The organism is Pseudoalteromonas sp. 0802 (assembly GCF_013350085.1).
Classification (GTDB): domain Bacteria; phylum Pseudomonadota; class Gammaproteobacteria; order Enterobacterales; family Alteromonadaceae; genus Pseudoalteromonas.
The window spans coordinates 75,898-95,498 of the sequence record NZ_JABVXE010000010.1 but is presented as its reverse complement, the minus strand read 5'-3'; the positions used below and the strand labels follow the sequence as shown (position 1 = coordinate 95,498).

Sequence of the window (19,601 nt, the reverse complement as noted above, 5' to 3'; positions counted from 1 at the left end):
GAAGTTGATCTTCTTAGTAAAAATCTGATCCTGATCTGATTAAGTTGGTAGATCAGTGATCCGTGATTTTTATTTGAAATATCTCCTCCTCGCCTTGACCAAAAGCCCTTTATGTTCGATTTTTAAGTTATTGCTTAAATTGAGGATCGCTACCATGAATAAACCTGCCATGATGTTGTCGAGCTTTGCAATGTGCATTATTTCTTTTCATAGTGCTGCCGAAGCTGTAGATGTGTATGGTCGGGCCCATTTAGGGGTTGCTAATAGCGACACTGGCGATGGCAGTGAAACGTCTATTGAGAGCTATAACTCACGTATGGGGATCAAAGGCAGCGGTGAAATAAGCGATGGGTTAAAAGCCGTATATAAGTTTGAATTTGCAGTAAATGCGGCAGATCAAGATAGCGATGGTAAAACTGAAGAGAATATTACCGCGCGTAATCAATATGTTGGTCTACAAGGCAGTTATGGGCAGGTAGTGCTTGGTCGTCACGATACTGCGTTAAAAGTATCGCAGGGTAAAATTGATTTAATGAACGACTTTGATGGTGATGTTAAAGCCTTGTTCAATGGTGAAAATCGCCTTGGTGATGTGGTTCATTACAGTTCGCCAATTGTTGGCAATATGCAATTTGTGGTCACCTATATTGCTGAAGATAACTCCAAACAAGATGAAGAAACCGGTGTTTCTGCGGCATTTATGTATGGTGATAGTAAATTTAAAAAAGCGCCTTATTTTGTAAGTGTTGCCCACGACAGTAAAGTAGCCGGTTATGATACAACACGGTTTACGGCGCAAGGCAAATTAGGCGATTTAACCTTAGGCGGTATGTATCAACAAAGCGAAAAAGTTACAGGTTCTGACAAAGAAGATGGGTTTTTAGTGAGCGCATCTTACAAAATAGATAAATATAAGTTGCTGGCGCAATATCAAGATACTGATGGCAGCTTTGGTAAATTGAAAGATTCGGGTAGTGGTACTTCTATTGGGGTTGAACGAAGCCTGTCAAAACAAGCACGTATGTACATGTGGTATACGCAATTTTCACTAGATAATAATGCTGATGAAGATCATCTTGCAGTCACTTTAAGGTATGACTTTTAATCCGAAATTTACTATTTAAGCGTAAAAAATGGCTATTTTTGCATTGATTTTTTTGCGCTTTTTCAATTACTCGTTAGACTTTCATAAAAATGTCATACTTAGTCATAATAATGAAACCAGTTCGCTAACGAAAGAGATAAATTGGAATGTCACGTAAAGTACTAGTCGTCGATGACGAAGCGCCTATCAGAGAGATGCTGGTTTTTGTTTTAGAGCAAAATGGTTTTCAAGCAATTGAAGCAGAAGATTATGACTCTGCGATTGAAGCTATGGTTGAACCATACCCAGATATGGTTTTATTAGATTGGATGTTACCTGGTGGTAGCGGTATTCAAATTGCTAAGAAATTTAAGCAAAACGAATATACTCGTCAGATCCCTATCATTATGCTGACTGCTCGCGGTGAAGAAGAAGACAAAGTACGCGGCCTTGAAGTAGGTGCTGATGATTACGTAACCAAACCATTTTCTCCTAAAGAATTAATGGCGCGCATTAAAGCGGTTATTCGCCGTGTTTCACCAACCTCATTAGAAGAAGCCATTGAAGTTCATGGCTTACGCCTTGACCCAATCTCACACCGTGTAACATCAGAAGGTAGTGAATTAGATATGGGGCCTACTGAATTTAGATTACTACATTTCTTCATGACGCATCCTGAACGTGTTTACAGCCGTGAACAATTACTTGATCATGTATGGGGAACAAATGTATATGTAGAAGACCGTACTGTTGATGTACATATTCGTCGTCTACGTAAAGCGATTGCACCATTAGGGCATGACCGTTTAGTGCAAACCGTTCGCGGTGCAGGCTATCGTTTTTCAAGTAAATTATAAGTGTCATTGCAATGACCTTAACAAGCTAATTTACATACTTAAGGTAAAGTGAGTGTATGTATCGAGTAGTGAATAAACAGGCGTTAGCAAAACGCCTGTTTATGTATTTCTTACCCTTGTTATTAGTTGGCGTACTTGTAGGTGCGCCTTTTTTGCTTTTATTTTTAGGCTCTTTTGCACTTTTAATTTGGCATTATCATCAATTATATCGCCTCAGCGATTGGCTTCTTAATCAACGTAGTTTTAACCCACCCGAAGGGGAGGGAGCATGGGAGCAAGTCTTTGAAGGGATCTATCATTTACAGCATCGAAACCGTAAAAAACGCAATGAATTGGCAGACTTAATACGCCGCTTTCGTGACGGCGCCGAGGCTGTGCCTGATGCGGTTGTCGTATTACAAAAAGATCTTAGCATCATTTGGTGTAACCAATTGGCTTTAAAAGTTTTAGGGTTACAGTGGCCTACTGATCATGGGCAACGCTTAGATAATCTTATTCGCGATCCTAAGTTTGCAAAGTACATGCATAAAGCCTGTTTCGATGAACCGCTCGAGCTTGATGGTGGCCACAGCTACGATCAAACCTTAGAGTTTCGTGTTATGCCCTATGCAAGTTCACAGTTGATGATGGTGGTGCGTGATGTTACTCGCTTAAAGCAACTTGAGCAGATGCGTAAAGACTTTGTGGCCAATGTTTCTCATGAGCTGAGAACACCACTTACGGTGGTAACCGGTTACTTAGAAATGCTTGATTCAGATAGCTTACCACCTCCTGCAATGTGGCAAAAAGCGCAAACAACCATGCTTGAACAATGTAAGCGTATGGATAGCTTGGTCAATCAATTACTTTCGTTGTCGCGTATTGAAGGGGCACGTCGTCAAGATAACGATAAACCTGTCAATGTGCCGCAGCTTCTTACCTATATTCAAACCGAAGCACAGTCATTGAACCAAGACAAAGGCCATGAGCTTATATTTAATGTTGATACGAGTTTAGATATTAAAGGGGCCGAAGACGAATTACGTAGTGCCTTTTCTAACCTTGTTTTTAATGCCATTCATTACACCAAGCCAGGTGGCAAAATTGTGGTTGATTGGCAGCTTAAAGATAACCAAGCCGCATTTAGTGTGACCGATAATGGTGATGGTATTGCCGCAGAGCATATTAACCGTTTAACCGAGCGTTTTTATCGTGTCGATAAAGCTCGTAGCCGTACGACAGGTGGGTCTGGGCTAGGTTTAGCAATTACAAAACACGTACTTACAAGGCATGATAGTCGTTTAGATATCAGCAGTAAATTAGGACAAGGCTCGACCTTTGCGTTTGCATTTGGTAGCGAAAAAGTCGTGCGTATTGCAGAAAAAATTGAAAAAACTGCAAAGTCATAAAAATGTCATTTAAGGGTAATCTAACTGTCATCTAGTGTCATTAGAGTAGACCGCAGTTAGGAAATGGGACGAACAAATCGGAGTAACCCCTATGAAATTCAAAAATCTCGTTGCCGCAATGGGTGTGGCTGTAACAACATTTGTATCAGCACAAGCAGCTGCAGTTGATAAAGATATGCCTGAGTACACTAAAACAAGTGGTATCTCTGGTAACTTCTCATCTGTTGGTTCTGACACTCTTGCAAACATGATGACGTTCTGGGCAGAAGAGTACAAACGCTTCTATCCAAACGTAAACATTCAAATCCAAGCAGCGGGTTCTTCAACTGCTCCTCCAGCATTAACTGAAGGTACAGCAAACTTCGGCCCAATGAGCCGTCGTATGAAGTCAAAAGAAATCGAAGCATTCGAAAAGCGTTACGGCTACAAGCCAACTGAAGTTCGCGTTGCAATCGATGCTCTAGCTGTATTCGTACACAAAGATAACCCAATCAAAGGTTTACGTATTGACCAAGTTGATGCGATTTTCTCTTCTACACGTAAATGTGGTGCAAGTGAACAAGTTAATCGTTGGAGCGAAGTAGGTCTTGAGGGTGATTGGGCTGCAAAAGATATCCAGCTTTACGGTCGTAACTCAGTATCAGGTACTTACGGTTACTTCAAGAAGAAAGCACTTTGTAAAGGTGACTTCCGTAACAACGTAAACGAACAACCTGGTTCTGCATCTGTAGTACAGTCAATCTCTTCTTCAGTGAACGCGATTGGTTACTCAGGTATCGGTTATAAAACATCAGGTGTACGCACAGTTCCACTTTCTAAGAAAGGTGACAACTTTGTTGATGCAACATTAGAAAACGTAGCAACAGGTAAATACCCACTATCTCGTTTCTTATACGTTTATGTGAACAAGCACCCTAATAAGCCACTTTCACCAATCGATGCAGAGTTCTTAAAAATGGTTCTTTCTGTAGACGGTCAAAAAATTGTTGAGAAAGATGGTTATGTGCCACTTTCAGGTAAAATGGCAATGGCTGAACTTAAAAAGCTAGGCCTTCTGTAACAACCATACAGACATAGATGAAAAAACCGCTCATTGAGCGGTTTTTTTTCGTTTAGCTTTTGGCAAAGAGCTTGGCTTTAATACGTTGCTGAGCAATACGTACTTGCTTGCGCTTTTTACCCGAGGGTGCCTTAAAGCTTTGAATAGGCATTACCGTTGGGTATTCATTGGGTAATGCTGGTACATTAAAGTCAGCGTGTTCATCTTTTGGCAAGCCAATTTCTTGTTGATGTACACGAAGTGCCGCTAAGGTATCATCGTTTTCAACTTCACTTGGGCATAAAAATAAACCCACTTTACGCATTTTCACTCCTAAGCCGATGCTGCTTGAATAGCGTACAATTGGCGCTGCTAAAATAAGGCCTACTAAAATTGGTGATAACCACCAAAAGAAGGTCGGTGTGTAATAGTAAGCAACCGAGCCCCAGATAATCGCGGTAATAGTCGAAAATAACGTATAACCAATCGCTTCTTTCCACGGTACCATTCTGCCTTCGCGAGGCTGTGCATCCCAGCTAACTTTTTTACCTAAAAATACGCACACTACAAAGTAGCTATGAAACACCATCATTAAAGGGGCAATCACAATCGCAAAAATAGTTTCGATGAGTGAACCGGCAATTAACTTCATCGTACCGCCAAAGGCTTTATTACGATGCACTAAAGTCACAATTACGCCCATTAATTTAGGCAGTAACAACAATACAGCTGTAATAAATAACAACGAATCAATTAAATCCGTTTTGGCAATTTGCCAGGTTGGGAAAAGTTGATAAGCATGGTTAAAGTACACGTCGCTATTAAGTGCACGAGTTACTGCATCTAAGGTACTTAATGCCAGCATAGATAACCAAATTAACGATGAAATATATGCTGTGGCACCAAATAAAAAATGCATTTTACTCATTAGCTTAAGACCTGATTTAGGCAGTAAACCTAAATGCTGGATATTACCTTGCACCCAGCGTCTATCACGAATCGCGTAATCGAGAATGTTACTTGGTACTTCTTCGTAACTGCCTTCAACATCGCTAAGCAGTAACACATCCCAACCACTGCGGTGTAGCAGAGAAGCTTCTACAAAGTCATGACTTAAGATCTCACCACCAAATGGGGCATTACCTTTTAGAACAGGTAGGCCGCAGCACTTTGTGAATGCTTCAACGCGAATAATCGCATTGTGGCCCCAGTAGTTTGCTTGGTTTGTTTGCCAAAAAGCAGAACCAGTTGCCAGCATTGGGCTATATAAAATTGATGCAAACTGTAAAAAACGACCAAAAAACGTGTCTTGGCGAACCGGAATCGGGATCGTTTGGATCAAGCCTGATTTTGGATTGCTGATCATGCTAGAAGTCAGTTCAAGCATACATTGACCCGTCATAATGCTATCGGCATCAAGCACAATCATGTGATCGTATTGGCTGCCCCAACGTTCACAAAAATCAGTTAAGTTACCCACTTTACGGTGTTTATTATCTTCACGGCGACGATAAAAAGTATGCTTTGCTAAATCACCTAAGCGCTCAGTAAGTGCATTCCACGCTTTAAGTTCATTACGTGCAATTTCAGGGTCTTGCGTATCACTTAGCAAGTAAAAGTCGTAATGCGGCATTTGCCCTGTTTTAGCCAGCGAGCGTAAACTTACTTCAAAACCGGCGATGACACGCTCTGTATCTTCGTTGTAGATAGGCATAACAATGGCTGTTTTAGTTTGACTCAAGGCATGCTGATTAATCTCGATTGGCTTTTGACGTTTTAAGGTCAACGGGTCAATACGAAATAATTGCAGGATGAAGCCCATACAGCCACTACAAAAGGCTGTAACAATCCACGCGAAGGTAACTGTAAATAATGCCAGTAAAGCGTACTCAAGCGGTGTCATGCCGTTAGAATTTAAAATATCGAACATGATCCACACGCCATAGGCAGTAATGGTAAGCGCTAGGCTTGAAAAAAGCCAAGCGCGGGTCTTCTTAAATGGCATTGTTGTTGCCTTTAATGCTTTACTATTGGACGTCGTTTGGATACCAGACATAGCTCCATACCTCGCTGATTTCTTTATCACGTAGTTTTAACGATAAGCGCATATCAACAGGCTTATCTCCCTCTGGCGCCACTTTAAATGCTACGCGCCATCCTTGATTGTTTGGTAACTGCTGTACCGTTTTATCGCTTATTTGCCCAGCAGAGAGTGTAAGATCCGCCTGCATGGCAAAATTAGCTGATAGTTGATTAATGGTTTCGCCACTAAAATCAACGGTAAATTGGCGGTGGCTTTTTGGTGGTGGATTGTCTTCACCAGGTAATGCTGCACTACCAATTCGGGTTCTTAACACACTCGCTTTATCTTGAGTTGCAAGCGTGGCATTGAAAGTCGAAAGCTTGTAACTAAAGCTTAAGCTGTCACCAGCTTTCATAGGCTGCTCTGGCACCCAATAGCTAACAATATTGTCGTTAGTTTCGGTATCTGTAGGGATTTCTACTAACTCAACACGCCCTTTACCCCAATTACCCACTGGCTCAATCCACATGCTTGGACGATTGTGATAATGCGCTTCGGTATCAAGGTAGTTATTAAAGTCTCGGTCTCGCTGTGCAAGGCCAAAGCCTTTAGGGTTCTCGTAGCTAAACGAAGTGACACTTAATTTTTTTGGGTTATTCAGTGCACGCCAAATCCATTGACCTTGTTCTGATTGCATTAATAGGCCATCAGAATCATGTACTTCAGGGCGGTAATCATCAAAAAACTTAGTACTATTTTCACCGTGGTAAAACATACTTGTTAGCGGGGCTATGCCGAGCTTTTTAATGTCTTTACGGGCAAAAATTTGCATCTCGGTTTTTACTTCAGTGTTAGTAGAAGGTGTTAGTTCAAAACGATAGGCTCCCGACACTGAAGGGCTATCTAATAATGCATAAAGCACGATGGTAGTATCTTCGGGTGCAGGTTTTACTAACCAGAACTCTTTGAAAACAGGAAATTCTTCGCCTGAGCTCAGTGCTGTATCAACTGCAAGACCTCGAGCTGACAGACCATATACTTGATGCGGGCCAACTAAACGAAAGTACGAAGCACCTTGGAACACAGCCACTTCGTCTTTGTACTCATTGTTATTTAGTGGGAAATGCAAACGAAAACCTGCATGGCCAAGTTGTGTATTGGCAATCGCGGTACTGATCTCTTGCTCTAACGGGGCTGCAGTTGCATCGTAACGATAGTAATCTGTTTTAAAAGGTAAACTTTTTACTTCGGCATTTTGCTCAAGAGTATTAATTGCAACCGGTGAGCGATATAAAAAGCCAGGGTGGAATAACTGCACTTCATACAGGCTTTGATCTTTCCAAATTGCTTGCTCAGTACGAAAACGAATCGCACGGTAGTCCTGATAACCAATATTAGTTAATGCTTCAAGCTCTAACTCTTTAGGCGCTACATACGGCTCAGAGGCTAATTTTTTCGCACGTGCAGTGATAACTTCAAATAGCTTTTCTTCTGGAATCGTGATCATTGCAGGCTTAAGCTCAACAGCAGCAGTATCCTCTATTTGCTGTTTTTCATTTGCGGTTGCTTGAACCTCAGCGGCTGTTTGTTCTGTTTCAGTTGCTTTTGGCTGCTCTGGGTCTTCAACTGCGTAACTATGACCTGCGCTGATGGCTAATAATACGCCCAAGAAGGTCTTCTTTTTAATAGCGCTGAAGAGCTTAGTTCGGGTTTCTGGTTTCATTCAATTTTCCTTTAGCCGTAAATCACGTTAATTCTTTCATATCTCATAGCAATTGCTGGGCCCAAAATAAAAACTAATAATCTCAATGGCTTTGAGTTGGTGCAGCTAAATGCGAAGAGTAAAATTTTGAAATTAGTGAGAAACAATTACACAGTTGCAGTTGTTTATTCGTCACCAATATGGAGAAGTTTAATGAACGAAAGCTTGCCCTAATATGAATAGCTTAAAGGGTAAACAAAAATATGAACAAAATTACCAGAGGCTTAATTGTGAAAGCGAAATTGTTATCGGGAGGGGGAGTGCAGGCACCGAATAGGTTATCAGTGCCTTAAAAAGCGAGCTGTTGTTATTTAACTTCGCCTAACTTTTCTGCATTAGCTTTACATTGGTTGTAAGCTTCAATGCACTTGTTGCTACAGACTTTATGAACTAAGCCATCAGCAGTGCTTTGTTGCTCACAGCTTGCTTCGCATTGATAGTTTTGCTGAGCACATTGCTGCATTTCTGGGTTGTCAATTTTGCTTGAGCAGGCAGACAGTAATGTCATAGCAAACAATGTTGCTGCAATTGCTGGTAGTTTTTTCATGCTTATCCCTAGTTTATGTCTTTTCTTTGCAATCCATCTTACCCAGATTGTTGCTATTTAATCCAGCTCAACTTGTAAATTGTCAATTAATCGTACTGAGCCCAAATAAGCAGCAGCTAAAATAACAAGTTGTTTATCAGCCGCGGTGGCTGGTTTTAGTGTTGAGCGCTCTGCAATCGAATAATAGTCAGGTTTTAGTCCAGCCTTTTCAAGCTGTACTTTTGCATCTGCCTCAAGTGCTGCAATGTCTGCGCTGCCTTGTTTAAGTGCAGTTGCAGTATTATTTAGTGTGGCAAACAGTACTTTTGCGGTGTCTTTTTGCTCATCAGATAAATAGCCATTACGAGAGCTCATTGCTAAACCAGAGATTTCGCGGCAAGTAGGTACGCCAATAATTTCAACTGGAATAGATAGGTCGCGCGTCATGGTTTTAATAACCTGTAGCTGCTGAAAATCTTTTTCACCAAAACAAGCAAAGTCAGGTTGAACCAAATTAAATAGCTTAGTGACAACGGTTGCAACGCCTTTGAAGTGGCCAGGTCGCGAGCCTCCACAGTAACCCATAGAAACACCCGGTACATCGACAAAGCTTTGCTCGCCTAAACCATTTGGGTAAATCGTTTCAACGGATGGGGTAAACACGATATCAGTACCAAGATCTGCTAAACCTTGTTTATCTTCGTTTAGTGTGCGCGGGTAACTATCAAGGTCTTCATTGGCACCAAATTGCATCGGATTTACAAAGATACTCACAACCACTTTATCAGCCAATGTTTTGGCTTTTTCAACAAGTGAAAAGTGACCTTGGTGTAAATTGCCCATGGTAGGCACTAGTGCAATGCTCAGGCCCGCTTGACGCCAAGCTTTGATTTGGCTGCGTAACGATTTAATTTCAGTGATTGATTGCATTTATTTAAACTCGTGTTCGGTACTTGGGAAAGCACCACTTTTTACATCTTCACAATACTTTTGCACTGCTGCTGGCATATTGCCGGTTTCTAATAAAAAGTTCTTTGAAAACTTAGGAATATAGCCTGCCGAAATACCAACTAGGTCGTGCATTACTAAGATTTGCCCATCAGTTTGATTACCTGCACCAATACCAATGGTAGGAATGTTTAGCTCATCAGTAATACGTTTAGCAAGCTCACTTGGAATACATTCTAAAACAAGTAACTGTGCACCTGCCGCTTCAAGTGCTTTCGCATCGCTGACCATTTTATCGGCTTGAGATTGCTCACGACCTTGAATTTTAAAACCGCCAAAAACATGCACTGACTGAGGTGTTAAGCCTAGGTGGCCACATACTGGAATACCTTGTTGGGTCATCGCACGAATGCTGTCGTGCAGCCATTCGCCACCTTCAAGCTTAACCATGTTTGCCCCCGCACGCATCAGCTCTGCTGCATTTTTACAGGCATCAGTTGGGTTGGCATAGGTCATAAATGGTAAGTCAGCAATCACAAATAATTCGCGGCTACCGGCACGCACACAGCGAGTATGGTATGCAATATCTGTGTTGGTTACAGCAAGGGTGTCATCAGCACCTTGTAGTACCATGCCTAGTGAGTCACCGACTAAAATCACCTCGACGCCATTATCATGAAACAATTTTGCAAAACTGGCATCGTAGGCCGTTAATGCGGTGATTTTTTGTTGTTCTTGTTTCATTTTATTGAGAGTTGAAACGGTGATTTTAGACATAATTTCCTCTAAGGCTTAGCCTTGGTTGATTACTGCTGAGGGAGTTGTTGTAAATCGTTTAAAGGCAACGTTTTTTTTATATCAGCAAGTGATTGATTATTCGGTAGTACAAGCGTTGGTGCTATCTCAAATAATGGATAAACAACAAATTCTCGCTCTGTTAAGCCATAATGAGGCACAGTTAAGCGAGGGGTGTCTATCACGTCATTACCGAACAATAAAATATCTATATCAAGGGTACGCGGACCCCAGCGTTCTTCTTTTCTAACACGGCCATGTTCAAGTTCAATGGCTTGAGTTAAAACAAGCAATTGTTCAGGCTCAAGTGCAGTTTTAACACACGCGACCGCATTTACATAATCGGGTTGATCTTGCGGTCCCATGGGTTTGCTTGCGTAATCATGAGATACACAAACAAACTCAACATCTTTTAATGCTTTTAGGGCAGCAACAGCAGCATGAATTTGTTTACGTGGCGCGTTTAAATTGGCACCTAAACCTAAATAAACGGTATGCATACTTAGTCTACTTTTTTCTTGCGTGGGCGACGACGGCGCTTAGGGCCACCTTGGTGTCCTAAATTTTTAACCATCTCTTTTTGGCCATTGATGTCTTGGCTTAGGTAGGCTGTCCACCAATCAGCAAGCTCTTTTTGTTGCTCTTCGCCAGCTTGCACACGCAGTAATAAGAAATCATAAGCGGCTTTGAATCGAGGCTGTTGAGTGAGCCTATAAGCGCGCTGACCACCTCGTTTATCAAGGCGTTGCTGAATATGCCAAATATCGCGTGCACCCAAGGTGAAGCGTTTTGGTACTGCTACCTGTTGCGCGTTTTCACTCAGTACTTTGTTCATTGCTTGTGCAAATGCATCGTACTCTGAAAGTTGATCGCGTTGTTGTAACTTCTTCGCAATGCTCTGCAATGGGAACCACAATAAGGCTGCAAAAATAAAGGCTGGGGTGACTTTTTTATCAGCATTAATACGTTTATCGGTGTTTTTAAACATTTGCAGAATAAACGTATGCTCAAAGCCTTCAGGGTTGGCATCTAAGATTTTATCCAGCGCAGGGAATAATGCTTTGAATAAACCATACTGGCGTAGCATTAAGTAGTTTTCTTCTGCTTTGCCGTTTAAGAACAATTTGAGTGATTCTTCAAATAAACGAGCAGGCGGGATATGATCAAGTAAGTTAGCAAGGCCTTTAATTGGCTTTTCGGTGCCAGGTGCAATGCTCATTCCCAGTTTGGTGGCAAAACGCACTGCACGTAACATGCGCACAGGATCTTCACGGTAACGTGTTTCTGGGTCGCCAATTAGCTCAATTTGTTTTGCTTTTATCGCGCTAATGCCATTGGCATAGTCATAAATACAAAAGTCATTAATTGAGTAATAAAGTGCATTAATCGAAAAGTCGCGGCGCTCAGCATCTTCTTCAATACTGCCATAAACATTGTCGCGCAGGAGTTGGCCGTGTTCACTTGATTGGCTAATTTGATTTTTGCTTTCTTCAGCTTCGTGATGGCCACGCATGGTCGCCACTTCAATAATTTCTCGACCAAACACGATATGGGCTAAACGAAACCGACGACCAATTAAGCGACAGTTACGAAATAGCTTTTTGATTTGCTCTGGGGTTGCGTTTGTTACAACGTCGAAGTCTTTGGGTTGTTGGCCTAACAATATATCTCGAATACAACCACCTACAAGGTAGGCATCAAAACCACCTTCTTTAAGGCGGTACAATACTTTGATTGCATTTGGGCTAAATTGTTTGCGCGAAATACCATGTTCACTGCGTTCGATCACCAAAGGTAACTCGCTCGCTGGCAAAGCACCACTTGATGTCGTGGCATTTGGGCCAATAATCTGCCGACAAAATTGAAAAAGCTTAGAAATAATAATCTGTCTCCTACGACGCGGACTTTGCGACTCATCAAGTATAGCGTTTGTTTGATACTTCGCCGATGTGAGATTGACGTGTAATCAGTGTGTTTTAAATGGCGCTAAATTAAGGTGTTGATGATTCGCACACTTTGGGTCGCTATCATATACCAGCAGGGCTGAAAAATTAAGTTACTCGGCCTTTAAAATTGGCAATTTATTTTTCAATAGTAACAAAGTTACAAAAAGGAGAGTTTGGATCCTCGCTAACTTGTATTTCTTGCACCTTTGGTATGTGTTCAAGGCGGTAAGTTTCAATAGCCCAAGCTAACATCTGTTCGATATTTAATGATAAAAGTGAGCTTTCTGGCTTTAAGCCTAAAAAGCGCAAGGCATCGAACATCGCGGGCTTTGGATCTGATTTTGCTATTGCCGGAGCGTAATTTTGTTTTGATAGCTTAAAACCGGGTTTAGCTACTGCTAAAGGTAGGTGGGCGTATTCTGGGGCCGGTTTATTTAGCTGCTTAAACAAACTGAGTTGTCGTGCGGTCGGTTCGAGTAAATCAGCTCCGCGAACGACTCTTGTAATACCTTGTGCAATATCATCGGCGACTACGACCAGTTGGTAAGCAAATAAACCATCGCTGCGCTTTATTAAGTAATCTTCTTTGGCAAGTTGGCTATCAACATAGACTTCACCTTGAATTAAATCATGGTAGTGACTGGTTGCAAATTGCTGGGTTAAACGTAGCGCTGAATCAGTTAAAGCGTGGTTTTTATACCGGCAGTGGCCTTGGTATATTCCACCGATTGCTTTAATTTCTTTGCGCGTGCAATGACATGCATAAACAAGGTTTTGCGAAATTAACTCGTCAACAATGGCTTGGTATTGCTCATGACGCTGGGTTTGGTATATGACAGGCTCGTCCCAGTAAAGACCGTAAGCCTCTAAGGTATGTAATATATCGTCGCTAGCACCGCTTACAACACGCGTTGTGTCGATATCTTCAATGCGTACTAACCATTTTCCTTGATTGGCTTTTGCATCAAGGAAGCTACCCACAGCCGCTATAAGTGAGCCAAAATGTAATGGCCCTGAAGGGGATGGCGCAAAGCGGCCACGATATTCACGCATTGGCGTGTTAACGGCTGTGGTAGACATGGGCTAATTAAAGGATGTAATTAACCGCGTCCAGATTGCTTTTCTTTAATTTCCGCAAGCGTTTTACAGTCTACACATAAATCAGCTGTAGGACGCGCTTCTAGGCGGCGGATACCAATTTCGATACCACATGATTCACAGAAACCAAAATCGTCTTCTTTGATTAATTGAATCGTTTTTTCAATTTTCTTGATCAGTTTACGCTCACGGTCACGAGTACGAAGTTCTAATGAGAATTCTTCTTCTTGTGCTGCACGGTCTACTGGATCCGGAAAGTTAGCTGCTTCGTCTTGCATATGCGATTTAGTACGGTCTACTTCGTTACGTAAATCGTTACGCCAAGCTTCTAAAATTGTTTTGAAATGAGCACGTTGTGCTTCATTCATATACTCTTCACCTGGCTGTTCCTGATATGGTTCTAACCCGGCCTGAGCCAATAACCCTAGTCTTTTTTGGTCTGGCATAACTTTCTCCTAAATCCTTAATATTTTGCCCAGCGTTAGCCGGCGGCTATAAATAGCAGAATCATTAGACTGAGGCAAATTTATTTTTAATTAATCCTCTTGACCTTGCGCTAATGATTGCTCAAATAATTATGGGCGGTTTTGTAAGCCCTTAACTATCCATAAATTTTTTAAATTTGCTAAGTTATATGGGCAAAAAAAAATAATACAACTAAAATAGTGCTTTTATTGTCGTTTTCGTAAAAGAGTAGCTTAGTTCAGAAAATCACATTTTTCTTGCAACTTAATTTCTTCTGCCGAAATTTTTGCTTTATAAGCAATCACTTCAACACCATTATCTATAGCTTCAGTTAAAAGTTGGGCGTATTTTGAGTCGATATGTTTTGCCGCACTCACTTGATTGATACCTTCATGTAAAACTGCAAAAAATAGCACTGCACGATGCCCTTGTTGCACCATCTCTATTAGCTCTCGCAGATGTTTTTGGCCTCGCTCAGTTTTTGCATCCGGAAAATACCCTTGCCCAGATTGTGGGTCTGTTTGCGAAAGCAATGTCACTGATTTTACTTCTACATAGCAATGGGGTTTGTGTTCACCTGTTAATAAAAAATCGATACGGCTATTTTCTTGGCCGTATTTTACTTCTGCAGCAATGGTTTGATAGTCAACAAGTTCAGTAATCGCGCCTTCATTTAAGGCTTCTTGTACAACATTGTTTGCAATCGCGGTATTAACACATATTAAGTGATCGAATTGGTTCTGAGTTAATTGCAAGGATTGAGGGAACTTACGTTTGGCGTTATCACTGGTTGAATAAAACGCTTTAAATCCAGGCTCTGCACAGCCCGTCATTTTGCCGGTATTAGCACAGTGAGCTGTAAACTCTACGCCATCGACAGTTTTTAAGTCGGCTAAAAAACGTTTGTAGCGTTTAATTAAGGTAGCTGTTTGTAATGCGGGAGTAAACTTCATGGCTTTTATAAATTCGTTTTTCTTTATTGTAAGTGATTCATTACGAGGATTGAACCACATCTCATAATGCTATTTATCGCAAGCTGTTGGGAACTGACGTTGGCTGTAGTAAACTCGAGCAACATTTTTAGCGCAAAGAGTATTCTAACATGTCAGAAAAATTTCTAGTTCAACTTAGCGAGCAGGGCGCTGCCGCACATTGGGGCGAAAAAGCCGCTCTTTCTTTTACTGAACAAGGCGCAACTGTTCATTTAACTGAGCAAGATACACTTAAAAACGTACAGAAAGCAGCACGTACGTTAGCTAATCAAGGCATAAAAAATATTGCCTTAGTGGGCGATGTTTGGTGTACAGAAACACAATGGGCTTTCTACCAAGGCTTTGTTTCACCAAAGAATTTAGATGCTATTGAGTTTGTTGAAAATGCAAAAACAGACGGCAAAGAATTGGCTTCTTTAAAGCAAGCTGCGACGTGGGCTCGTCAAATGATCAATGGCACAGCTGATGATATTTTCCCAGAGAGCCTAGCTGGTAAAGCAGCTGAGTTTATTCAGTCACTAGCACCTGAGCACGTAAGCTACCAAATTATTAAAGGTGATGCTTTATTAGAGCAACAGTGGATTGGTATCCATGCGGTAGGCCGTGGTAGTGAACGTCCACCAGTATTATTAGCATTAGATTACAACCCAACTGGTGATGAAAACGCGCCTGTTGCAGCCGCTTTAGTTGGTAAAGGCATTACGTTTGACTCAGGTGGTTACTCAATCAAAGCAAGTGAAGGCATGTTAGGCATGAAATGCGACATGGGTGGTGCAGCAACTGTGACTGCAGGCTTAGCACTTGCTATTAGCCGTGGTATCAACAAACGCATTAAGTTGTTCTTATGCTGTGCTGAAAACTTAATTTCAGGTCATGCCTACAAACTTGGTGATATCTTAACGTATAAAAATGGCACCACAGTTGAAATCGTTAATACCGACGCTGAAGGTCGTTTAGTGCTAGCTGATGGCTTAATGGCTGCAGGTGAGTCTGGCGCGCCATTAATCATTGATGCAGCAACGCTAACAGGCGCTGCGCTTGTTGCTGTTGGTCAAGAGTACAACGCATTGTTCGGTCTTGATAAAGAGCTTGTACGTGACGTACAAGACTTTGCAGAGCAAGAAATGGAAGCTGCATGGCCATTACCACTTGAAAAATGGCACCAACAAAATTGCCCGTCGCCATATGCTGACACAGCAAATAGCCGCCCACAAAAAGGCGGTGGTTACGGTGGTGCTTCTAATGCGGCTGGTTTCTTATCACGCTTTGTGCCAAATGAAGGCAAAGGCTGGGTGCACATTGACCTTGCTGCTGCATTTAACATGGGCAGCACAAGCGAGTGGGCTGCTGGCGCAACAACTCAAGGTATGCGTACCGTTGCAAGAACATTACTAGAAAAAGCATAAGCAAATATCTATAGGGCGTGTTGACCCTTTATGATTAACTTTGCAGCAGTGTGTTTGGTATTTAGGCAAGGCAGAGCCTATGTAGTGCGGTTGTTCCACATAAATAGGCGATAACGCAGCATTAATGCCAAACACGTGCTGCCCTTCGGGTTCTTCCTAGGGGCGATTAACTCTTTGTTGCTCGATTTTTACTTAGCCCACTAGGTTACAAATCTCGCGCCGTGATTAAATCGCCCCTAGAGTGAACAAATTTAATCCACAAAGGTCAACACGCCCTTATTAAGCCCCTTAACTTTATCTAAGTTAAGGGGCTTTTTTGATCTAAAGGGGAATTTTACAAACTGATACAAGCTTTTTTGAGTAAATTAGTATAAAATCACGCCCCACATTTTCTCATCCTGTGGTTAGTTTTTATTAAATTAGCTACACTTGAATGATCAATTCACACTGGGGTCTCTATTTATGTCAGATAAGTGCTATATCACTGCGCAGCAGCTTCTTGAAGATTCATTTCGTGTTGCGGCACAAGTTTATGAAGATGGTTTCCGTCCTGATTTCATCATTGGTATTTGGCGTGGTGGTGCTCCAATTGGTATCGCAGTTCAAGAATATTACGATTACAAAGGTATAGAAACTGACCATATCGCAGTGCGTACTTCTTCGTATTACGGTATTAACCAGCAATCTAAAGAGATTAAAGTTCACGGTTTGCATTACATCATTGAAAATGCCAATGCAGACAATTCATTACTAATCGTTGATGACGTGTTCGATTCTGGCCGCAGTATTTTTGCATTAAAAGAAAAGCTTTCGGAGTTAATGCGTTTAAACCTACCACGTGATATTCGCGTTGCATGCCCATACTACAAGCCGAAGAACTCAAAGGTAGACATGGTGCCAGATTACTTCATTCATGAGTCTGAAGAGTGGTTAGTGTTCCCTCATGAACTTTCAGGCCTAACGCCAGACGAAATTATCGAAGGTAAATCTGATTTAGCGAACATCCACGACATTTTACTTGAAAAGTAACCTTGTCCAAATTTTTCATAAAGGCTCTTAGTGAGCCTTTTTTATTGCCTTTAATTAAGTGCGTAAAACTCCCCATTGATAATAGGGTAGTTTAAGCAGCGAAAATGCATTGATGCTTATCACAAAAGAGAAACTTGGTGTTTATGTATATTTTTTAAAGGCAATAAAAAACCGCGCATAAGCGCGGTTTTAAAAGCTTTATTAGCGTTGTGGACTAGCCACCGTTACCGCCTGAGCCAGATGAACCTGTACCACCAGTGATTGGTTGCTCAACAACTTCACAAACTGTAGGAATATCAAGAGTTACAGGTGTTGTGTTTACCTCTAAATCTTGAGAAAGCCATTGTCTATTACCATAGTCATAATATCTAATTGAATAGCTTGAACCTTCTTCTAAAGCAACATTAAATGTAGCACCTTCTCCATAGTAAGTATTTACAAGTGCATTACCTGAGAATAGACGAGAATATGTAGGTGTAGGAACTGGATCAGCGTTAACATCAAAGTCTTCAGTGTTACTACAAACTAACTGAGTAGTAACTTGCTTAGAAATAATGCCAGGGTTTGAAGTAGTTAGCTTTAAAGTTTCGCCATCTAAATCACAAATATTACTAACGCTCAATTTCGTAGCAGTAGTACCCGCATCACTTGCTAAACCGGCTAAAACGTTTGCACCCTTTTGACGTATTTTCAATGTTACAGGGAAGCCAGGAGGATTAGCTATATTAGCTTGTGAATAATCGCCTCTATTAGCTCTTAAATTACGAACATTACGGCGGAAACCGTTATTCTCAATTACTAGACTATATCGGCCTGCATTTGGTTGGTCGTTACTGTCAACAATATCGAATGATACGCTAGAACATTGGTTATTGTTGAAGTAATCTAAGTTCCAATAAGATAAGTGATTAACGTCTACAGAAACGTCAAACGTGTCTGCACTATCATTGTCTGTAACTTCACCATAGCTTTCAAAAGACCACTTACCAGCGTCTTCATCATAACTCCAAACTGGGAATACATCACCTACAGCGATTTTACGAGCTGTTGGAGAAGTTAACGTACAAACACCCATGCTGTAGCCATTAGCTTCTGCATATGCCGAAAGGTCAGTTGTACCAGCCGGAACTGAAACTGGACATGGGTTTGAAGTATTCTGATCTACCTGCATTGCAACAGTAAGAGAGTTTCCTTCACCGAATGTTTTTACTTTATTACCAGCATCATCAGTAAGCTCGATTGCAACGAAACCACCTGATGTAAATGAACCAGAAACATTTGAATCTGAGCCATCAGGGTTTGCAACAGAAAGGGCTAAACCACCAGGAAATGCATCAAGAGATGAATTTTCAACTGTAGCGCTATCAGCTTCAGTTTCATTACGTGTTGCTTCGTTAGCAAAGTAAGCCACAGTGATTTCAGGCACTGTTTCTAAAGCTGTACCGTCAGCAGTTAAAAACTGAGTACCGTTTTTAATTTTAACAGTAGTACCACCAACAGCAACGCCGGCTTTGTTTACAGATTGAGGAAGTTCAATTTCGTCTTTATCACCAGAAACACTTAAGCCGGTTGTTGGATCATAGGCTACAGTTGTATTTTCACCTTCAGGTACTAAAGATTCTAATGACTTTGTTTCCGCAACAATAGGAACATCAGAATCAGCTAAATTACGTGGCGTTAGTCGGATTTCATCAGCTGCTACGTTTTCAGTAGTTGTTACTGTGAATGAGCCAGAATTATTTAAGTATCCTTCAGCAGAAACAACATAATCGTAAGTTACGCCGTCAGCAGGGATCGACTCAAGAGTAAAGCTGAAAGCTCCATCTGTAGTTGACTTGTCTTCATCAGAAAGTGCATCACCAGCAACACTTAGTAAGCCATCTTCAGAAGATGTAAATGTGATGGTTGCCGTCACTGATTCATCAAGCAATTCGCCTGTAGCATCAATTAAGCTAACAGAGATAGCACCTGCTTGAGTCTCAGCTGCCGTAGGTGGAACTGCTACATCTTGTGTTGGAACTGGTGGCTCAGGCACTGTGTCGTTTTTGTCGTCATCACTCAAACAACCACTTAAGCTTAAAGTGACACCTAACGCTAGCGCTAGCTTGGTTAGTTTAAATTCATTGTTTCCCATAATCGTTACCTTTCTTTCCTTTCTCGTAAAGTAATCAGACTTTTATTAGAGCAAATAGTACCGGTTTGTGCACCGAAAAAACGCCACACATGGTTATCTGTTATTGAAG

17 protein-coding genes are annotated in these 19,601 nt (G+C 41.4%); 6 read left to right on the top strand and 11 right to left on the bottom strand.

The window, feature by feature from the left end; translation table 11 throughout:
• Nucleotides 1–154: 154 nt before the first annotated feature.
• The 4 genes from HUS61_RS14970 (at nucleotide 155) to HUS61_RS14955 (ending at nucleotide 4,389) form a co-directional block, all read left to right on the top strand.
• Nucleotides 155–1,105 (top strand): porin, encoded by a 951-nt coding sequence (locus HUS61_RS14970; RefSeq protein WP_175082966.1) that lies wholly within the window; start codon nucleotides 155–157, stop codon nucleotides 1,103–1,105.
• A 146-nt stretch (nucleotides 1,106–1,251) separates the two neighbouring features.
• Nucleotides 1,252–1,941, top strand: a complete 690-nt coding sequence (gene phoB, locus HUS61_RS14965; RefSeq protein ID WP_054551169.1) for a phosphate regulon transcriptional regulator PhoB — start codon at nucleotides 1,252–1,254, stop codon at nucleotides 1,939–1,941.
• A 56-nt stretch (nucleotides 1,942–1,997) separates the two neighbouring features.
• Nucleotides 1,998–3,329, top strand: a complete 1,332-nt coding sequence (gene phoR, locus HUS61_RS14960) for a phosphate regulon sensor histidine kinase PhoR (protein ID WP_175082965.1) — start codon at nucleotides 1,998–2,000, stop codon at nucleotides 3,327–3,329.
• 91 nt (nucleotides 3,330–3,420) lie between these two features.
• Nucleotides 3,421–4,389: a PstS family phosphate ABC transporter substrate-binding protein gene (locus HUS61_RS14955; protein WP_054560880.1), complete on the top strand. Its 969-nt coding sequence runs from the start codon at nucleotides 3,421–3,423 to the stop codon at nucleotides 4,387–4,389.
• A 52-nt stretch (nucleotides 4,390–4,441) separates the two neighbouring features.
• On the opposite strand, the gene mdoH is transcribed toward HUS61_RS14955, so the two are convergent.
• The 10 genes from mdoH to sfsA all read right to left on the bottom strand — a co-directional run bounded on the left by mdoH (nucleotide 4,442) and on the right by sfsA (nucleotide 14,884).
• Nucleotides 4,442–6,424, bottom strand: a complete 1,983-nt coding sequence (mdoH, locus tag HUS61_RS14950) for a glucans biosynthesis glucosyltransferase MdoH (RefSeq protein ID WP_175082964.1) — start codon at nucleotides 6,422–6,424, stop codon at nucleotides 4,442–4,444.
• On the bottom strand, nucleotides 6,396–8,114 hold the full coding sequence (locus HUS61_RS14945) for a glucan biosynthesis protein (protein ID WP_175082963.1): 1,719 nt from the start codon (nucleotides 8,112–8,114) through the stop codon (nucleotides 6,396–6,398). The genes mdoH and HUS61_RS14945 overlap by 29 nt, the downstream gene beginning before the upstream one ends.
• Nucleotides 8,115–8,460: 346 nt before the next feature.
• Nucleotides 8,461–8,700 carry a hypothetical protein gene (locus HUS61_RS14940; protein ID WP_058585751.1) on the bottom strand — a complete coding sequence of 80 codons (240 nt, stop codon included), beginning with the start codon at nucleotides 8,698–8,700 and terminating at the stop codon, nucleotides 8,461–8,463.
• 57 nt (nucleotides 8,701–8,757) lie between these two features.
• Nucleotides 8,758–9,609 (bottom strand): pantoate--beta-alanine ligase, encoded by an 852-nt coding sequence (gene panC, locus HUS61_RS14935; RefSeq protein WP_175082962.1) that lies wholly within the window; start codon nucleotides 9,607–9,609, stop codon nucleotides 8,758–8,760.
• The gene (gene panB, locus HUS61_RS14930; protein ID WP_063530220.1) at nucleotides 9,610–10,404 is read right to left on the bottom strand and encodes a 3-methyl-2-oxobutanoate hydroxymethyltransferase; all 795 of its coding nucleotides are present in this window, start codon (nucleotides 10,402–10,404) and stop codon (nucleotides 9,610–9,612) included.
• Between the two features lie 29 nt (nucleotides 10,405–10,433).
• Nucleotides 10,434–10,922: a 2-amino-4-hydroxy-6-hydroxymethyldihydropteridine diphosphokinase gene (folK, locus tag HUS61_RS14925; protein WP_175082961.1), complete on the bottom strand. Its 489-nt coding sequence runs from the start codon at nucleotides 10,920–10,922 to the stop codon at nucleotides 10,434–10,436.
• Between the two features lie 2 nt (nucleotides 10,923–10,924).
• Nucleotides 10,925–12,211 carry a polynucleotide adenylyltransferase PcnB gene (gene pcnB, locus HUS61_RS14920; protein ID WP_282658811.1) on the bottom strand — a complete coding sequence of 429 codons (1,287 nt, stop codon included), beginning with the start codon at nucleotides 12,209–12,211 and terminating at the stop codon, nucleotides 10,925–10,927.
• Between the two features lie 292 nt (nucleotides 12,212–12,503).
• Nucleotides 12,504–13,448 carry a tRNA glutamyl-Q(34) synthetase GluQRS gene (gene gluQRS, locus HUS61_RS14915; RefSeq protein WP_175082960.1) on the bottom strand — a complete coding sequence of 315 codons (945 nt, stop codon included), beginning with the start codon at nucleotides 13,446–13,448 and terminating at the stop codon, nucleotides 12,504–12,506.
• 20 nt (nucleotides 13,449–13,468) lie between these two features.
• Nucleotides 13,469–13,912 carry an RNA polymerase-binding protein DksA gene (dksA, locus tag HUS61_RS14910; protein WP_054551179.1) on the bottom strand — a complete coding sequence of 148 codons (444 nt, stop codon included), beginning with the start codon at nucleotides 13,910–13,912 and terminating at the stop codon, nucleotides 13,469–13,471.
• A 252-nt stretch (nucleotides 13,913–14,164) separates the two neighbouring features.
• Nucleotides 14,165–14,884, bottom strand: coding sequence for a DNA/RNA nuclease SfsA (gene sfsA / locus HUS61_RS14905; RefSeq protein WP_175082976.1), 720 nt, complete (start codon nucleotides 14,882–14,884; stop codon nucleotides 14,165–14,167).
• Between the two features lie 149 nt (nucleotides 14,885–15,033).
• On the opposite strand from sfsA, the gene pepB reads away from it, so the two are divergent.
• A complete protein-coding gene (gene pepB, locus HUS61_RS14900; RefSeq protein ID WP_175082959.1) occupies nucleotides 15,034–16,329 on the top strand; it encodes an aminopeptidase PepB in 1,296 nt (431 codons plus the stop codon).
• 462 nt (nucleotides 16,330–16,791) lie between these two features.
• Nucleotides 16,792–17,358: a phosphoribosyltransferase gene (locus tag HUS61_RS14895; RefSeq protein ID WP_054560872.1), complete on the top strand. Its 567-nt coding sequence runs from the start codon at nucleotides 16,792–16,794 to the stop codon at nucleotides 17,356–17,358.
• Between the two features lie 214 nt (nucleotides 17,359–17,572).
• Here the strand turns inward: HUS61_RS14895 and HUS61_RS14890 are convergent, their stop codons facing one another.
• On the bottom strand, nucleotides 17,573–19,492 hold the full coding sequence (locus tag HUS61_RS14890) for a hypothetical protein (RefSeq protein WP_175082958.1): 1,920 nt from the start codon (nucleotides 19,490–19,492) through the stop codon (nucleotides 17,573–17,575).
• Nucleotides 19,493–19,601 lie beyond the last annotated feature (109 nt).

Bases quoted from the DNA above. Each gene is read 5' to 3' on its own strand.
- HUS61_RS14970 (WP_175082966.1), top strand. From the start codon at position 155: ATGAATAAACCTGCCATGATGTTGTCGAGCTTTGCAATGTGCATTATT.
- phoB (WP_054551169.1), top strand. From the start codon at position 1,252: ATGTCACGTAAAGTACTAGTCGTCGATGACGAAGCGCCTATCAGAGAG.
- phoR (WP_175082965.1), top strand. From the start codon at position 1,998: ATGTATCGAGTAGTGAATAAACAGGCGTTAGCAAAACGCCTGTTTATG.
- HUS61_RS14955 (WP_054560880.1), top strand. From the start codon at position 3,421: ATGAAATTCAAAAATCTCGTTGCCGCAATGGGTGTGGCTGTAACAACA.
- mdoH (WP_175082964.1), bottom strand. From the start codon at position 6,424: ATGTCTGGTATCCAAACGACGTCCAATAGTAAAGCATTAAAGGCAACA.
- HUS61_RS14945 (WP_175082963.1), bottom strand. From the start codon at position 8,114: ATGAAACCAGAAACCCGAACTAAGCTCTTCAGCGCTATTAAAAAGAAG.
- HUS61_RS14940 (WP_058585751.1), bottom strand. From the start codon at position 8,700: ATGAAAAAACTACCAGCAATTGCAGCAACATTGTTTGCTATGACATTA.
- panC (WP_175082962.1), bottom strand. From the start codon at position 9,609: ATGCAATCAATCACTGAAATTAAATCGTTACGCAGCCAAATCAAAGCT.
- panB (WP_063530220.1), bottom strand. From the start codon at position 10,404: ATGTCTAAAATCACCGTTTCAACTCTCAATAAAATGAAACAAGAACAA.
- folK (WP_175082961.1), bottom strand. From the start codon at position 10,922: ATGCATACCGTTTATTTAGGTTTAGGTGCCAATTTAAACGCGCCACGT.
- gluQRS (WP_175082960.1), bottom strand. From the start codon at position 13,448: ATGTCTACCACAGCCGTTAACACGCCAATGCGTGAATATCGTGGCCGC.
- dksA (WP_054551179.1), bottom strand. From the start codon at position 13,912: ATGCCAGACCAAAAAAGACTAGGGTTATTGGCTCAGGCCGGGTTAGAA.
- sfsA (WP_175082976.1), bottom strand. From the start codon at position 14,884: ATGAAGTTTACTCCCGCATTACAAACAGCTACCTTAATTAAACGCTAC.
- pepB (WP_175082959.1), top strand. From the start codon at position 15,034: ATGTCAGAAAAATTTCTAGTTCAACTTAGCGAGCAGGGCGCTGCCGCA.
- HUS61_RS14895 (WP_054560872.1), top strand. From the start codon at position 16,792: ATGTCAGATAAGTGCTATATCACTGCGCAGCAGCTTCTTGAAGATTCA.
- HUS61_RS14890 (WP_175082958.1), bottom strand. From the start codon at position 19,492: ATGGGAAACAATGAATTTAAACTAACCAAGCTAGCGCTAGCGTTAGGT.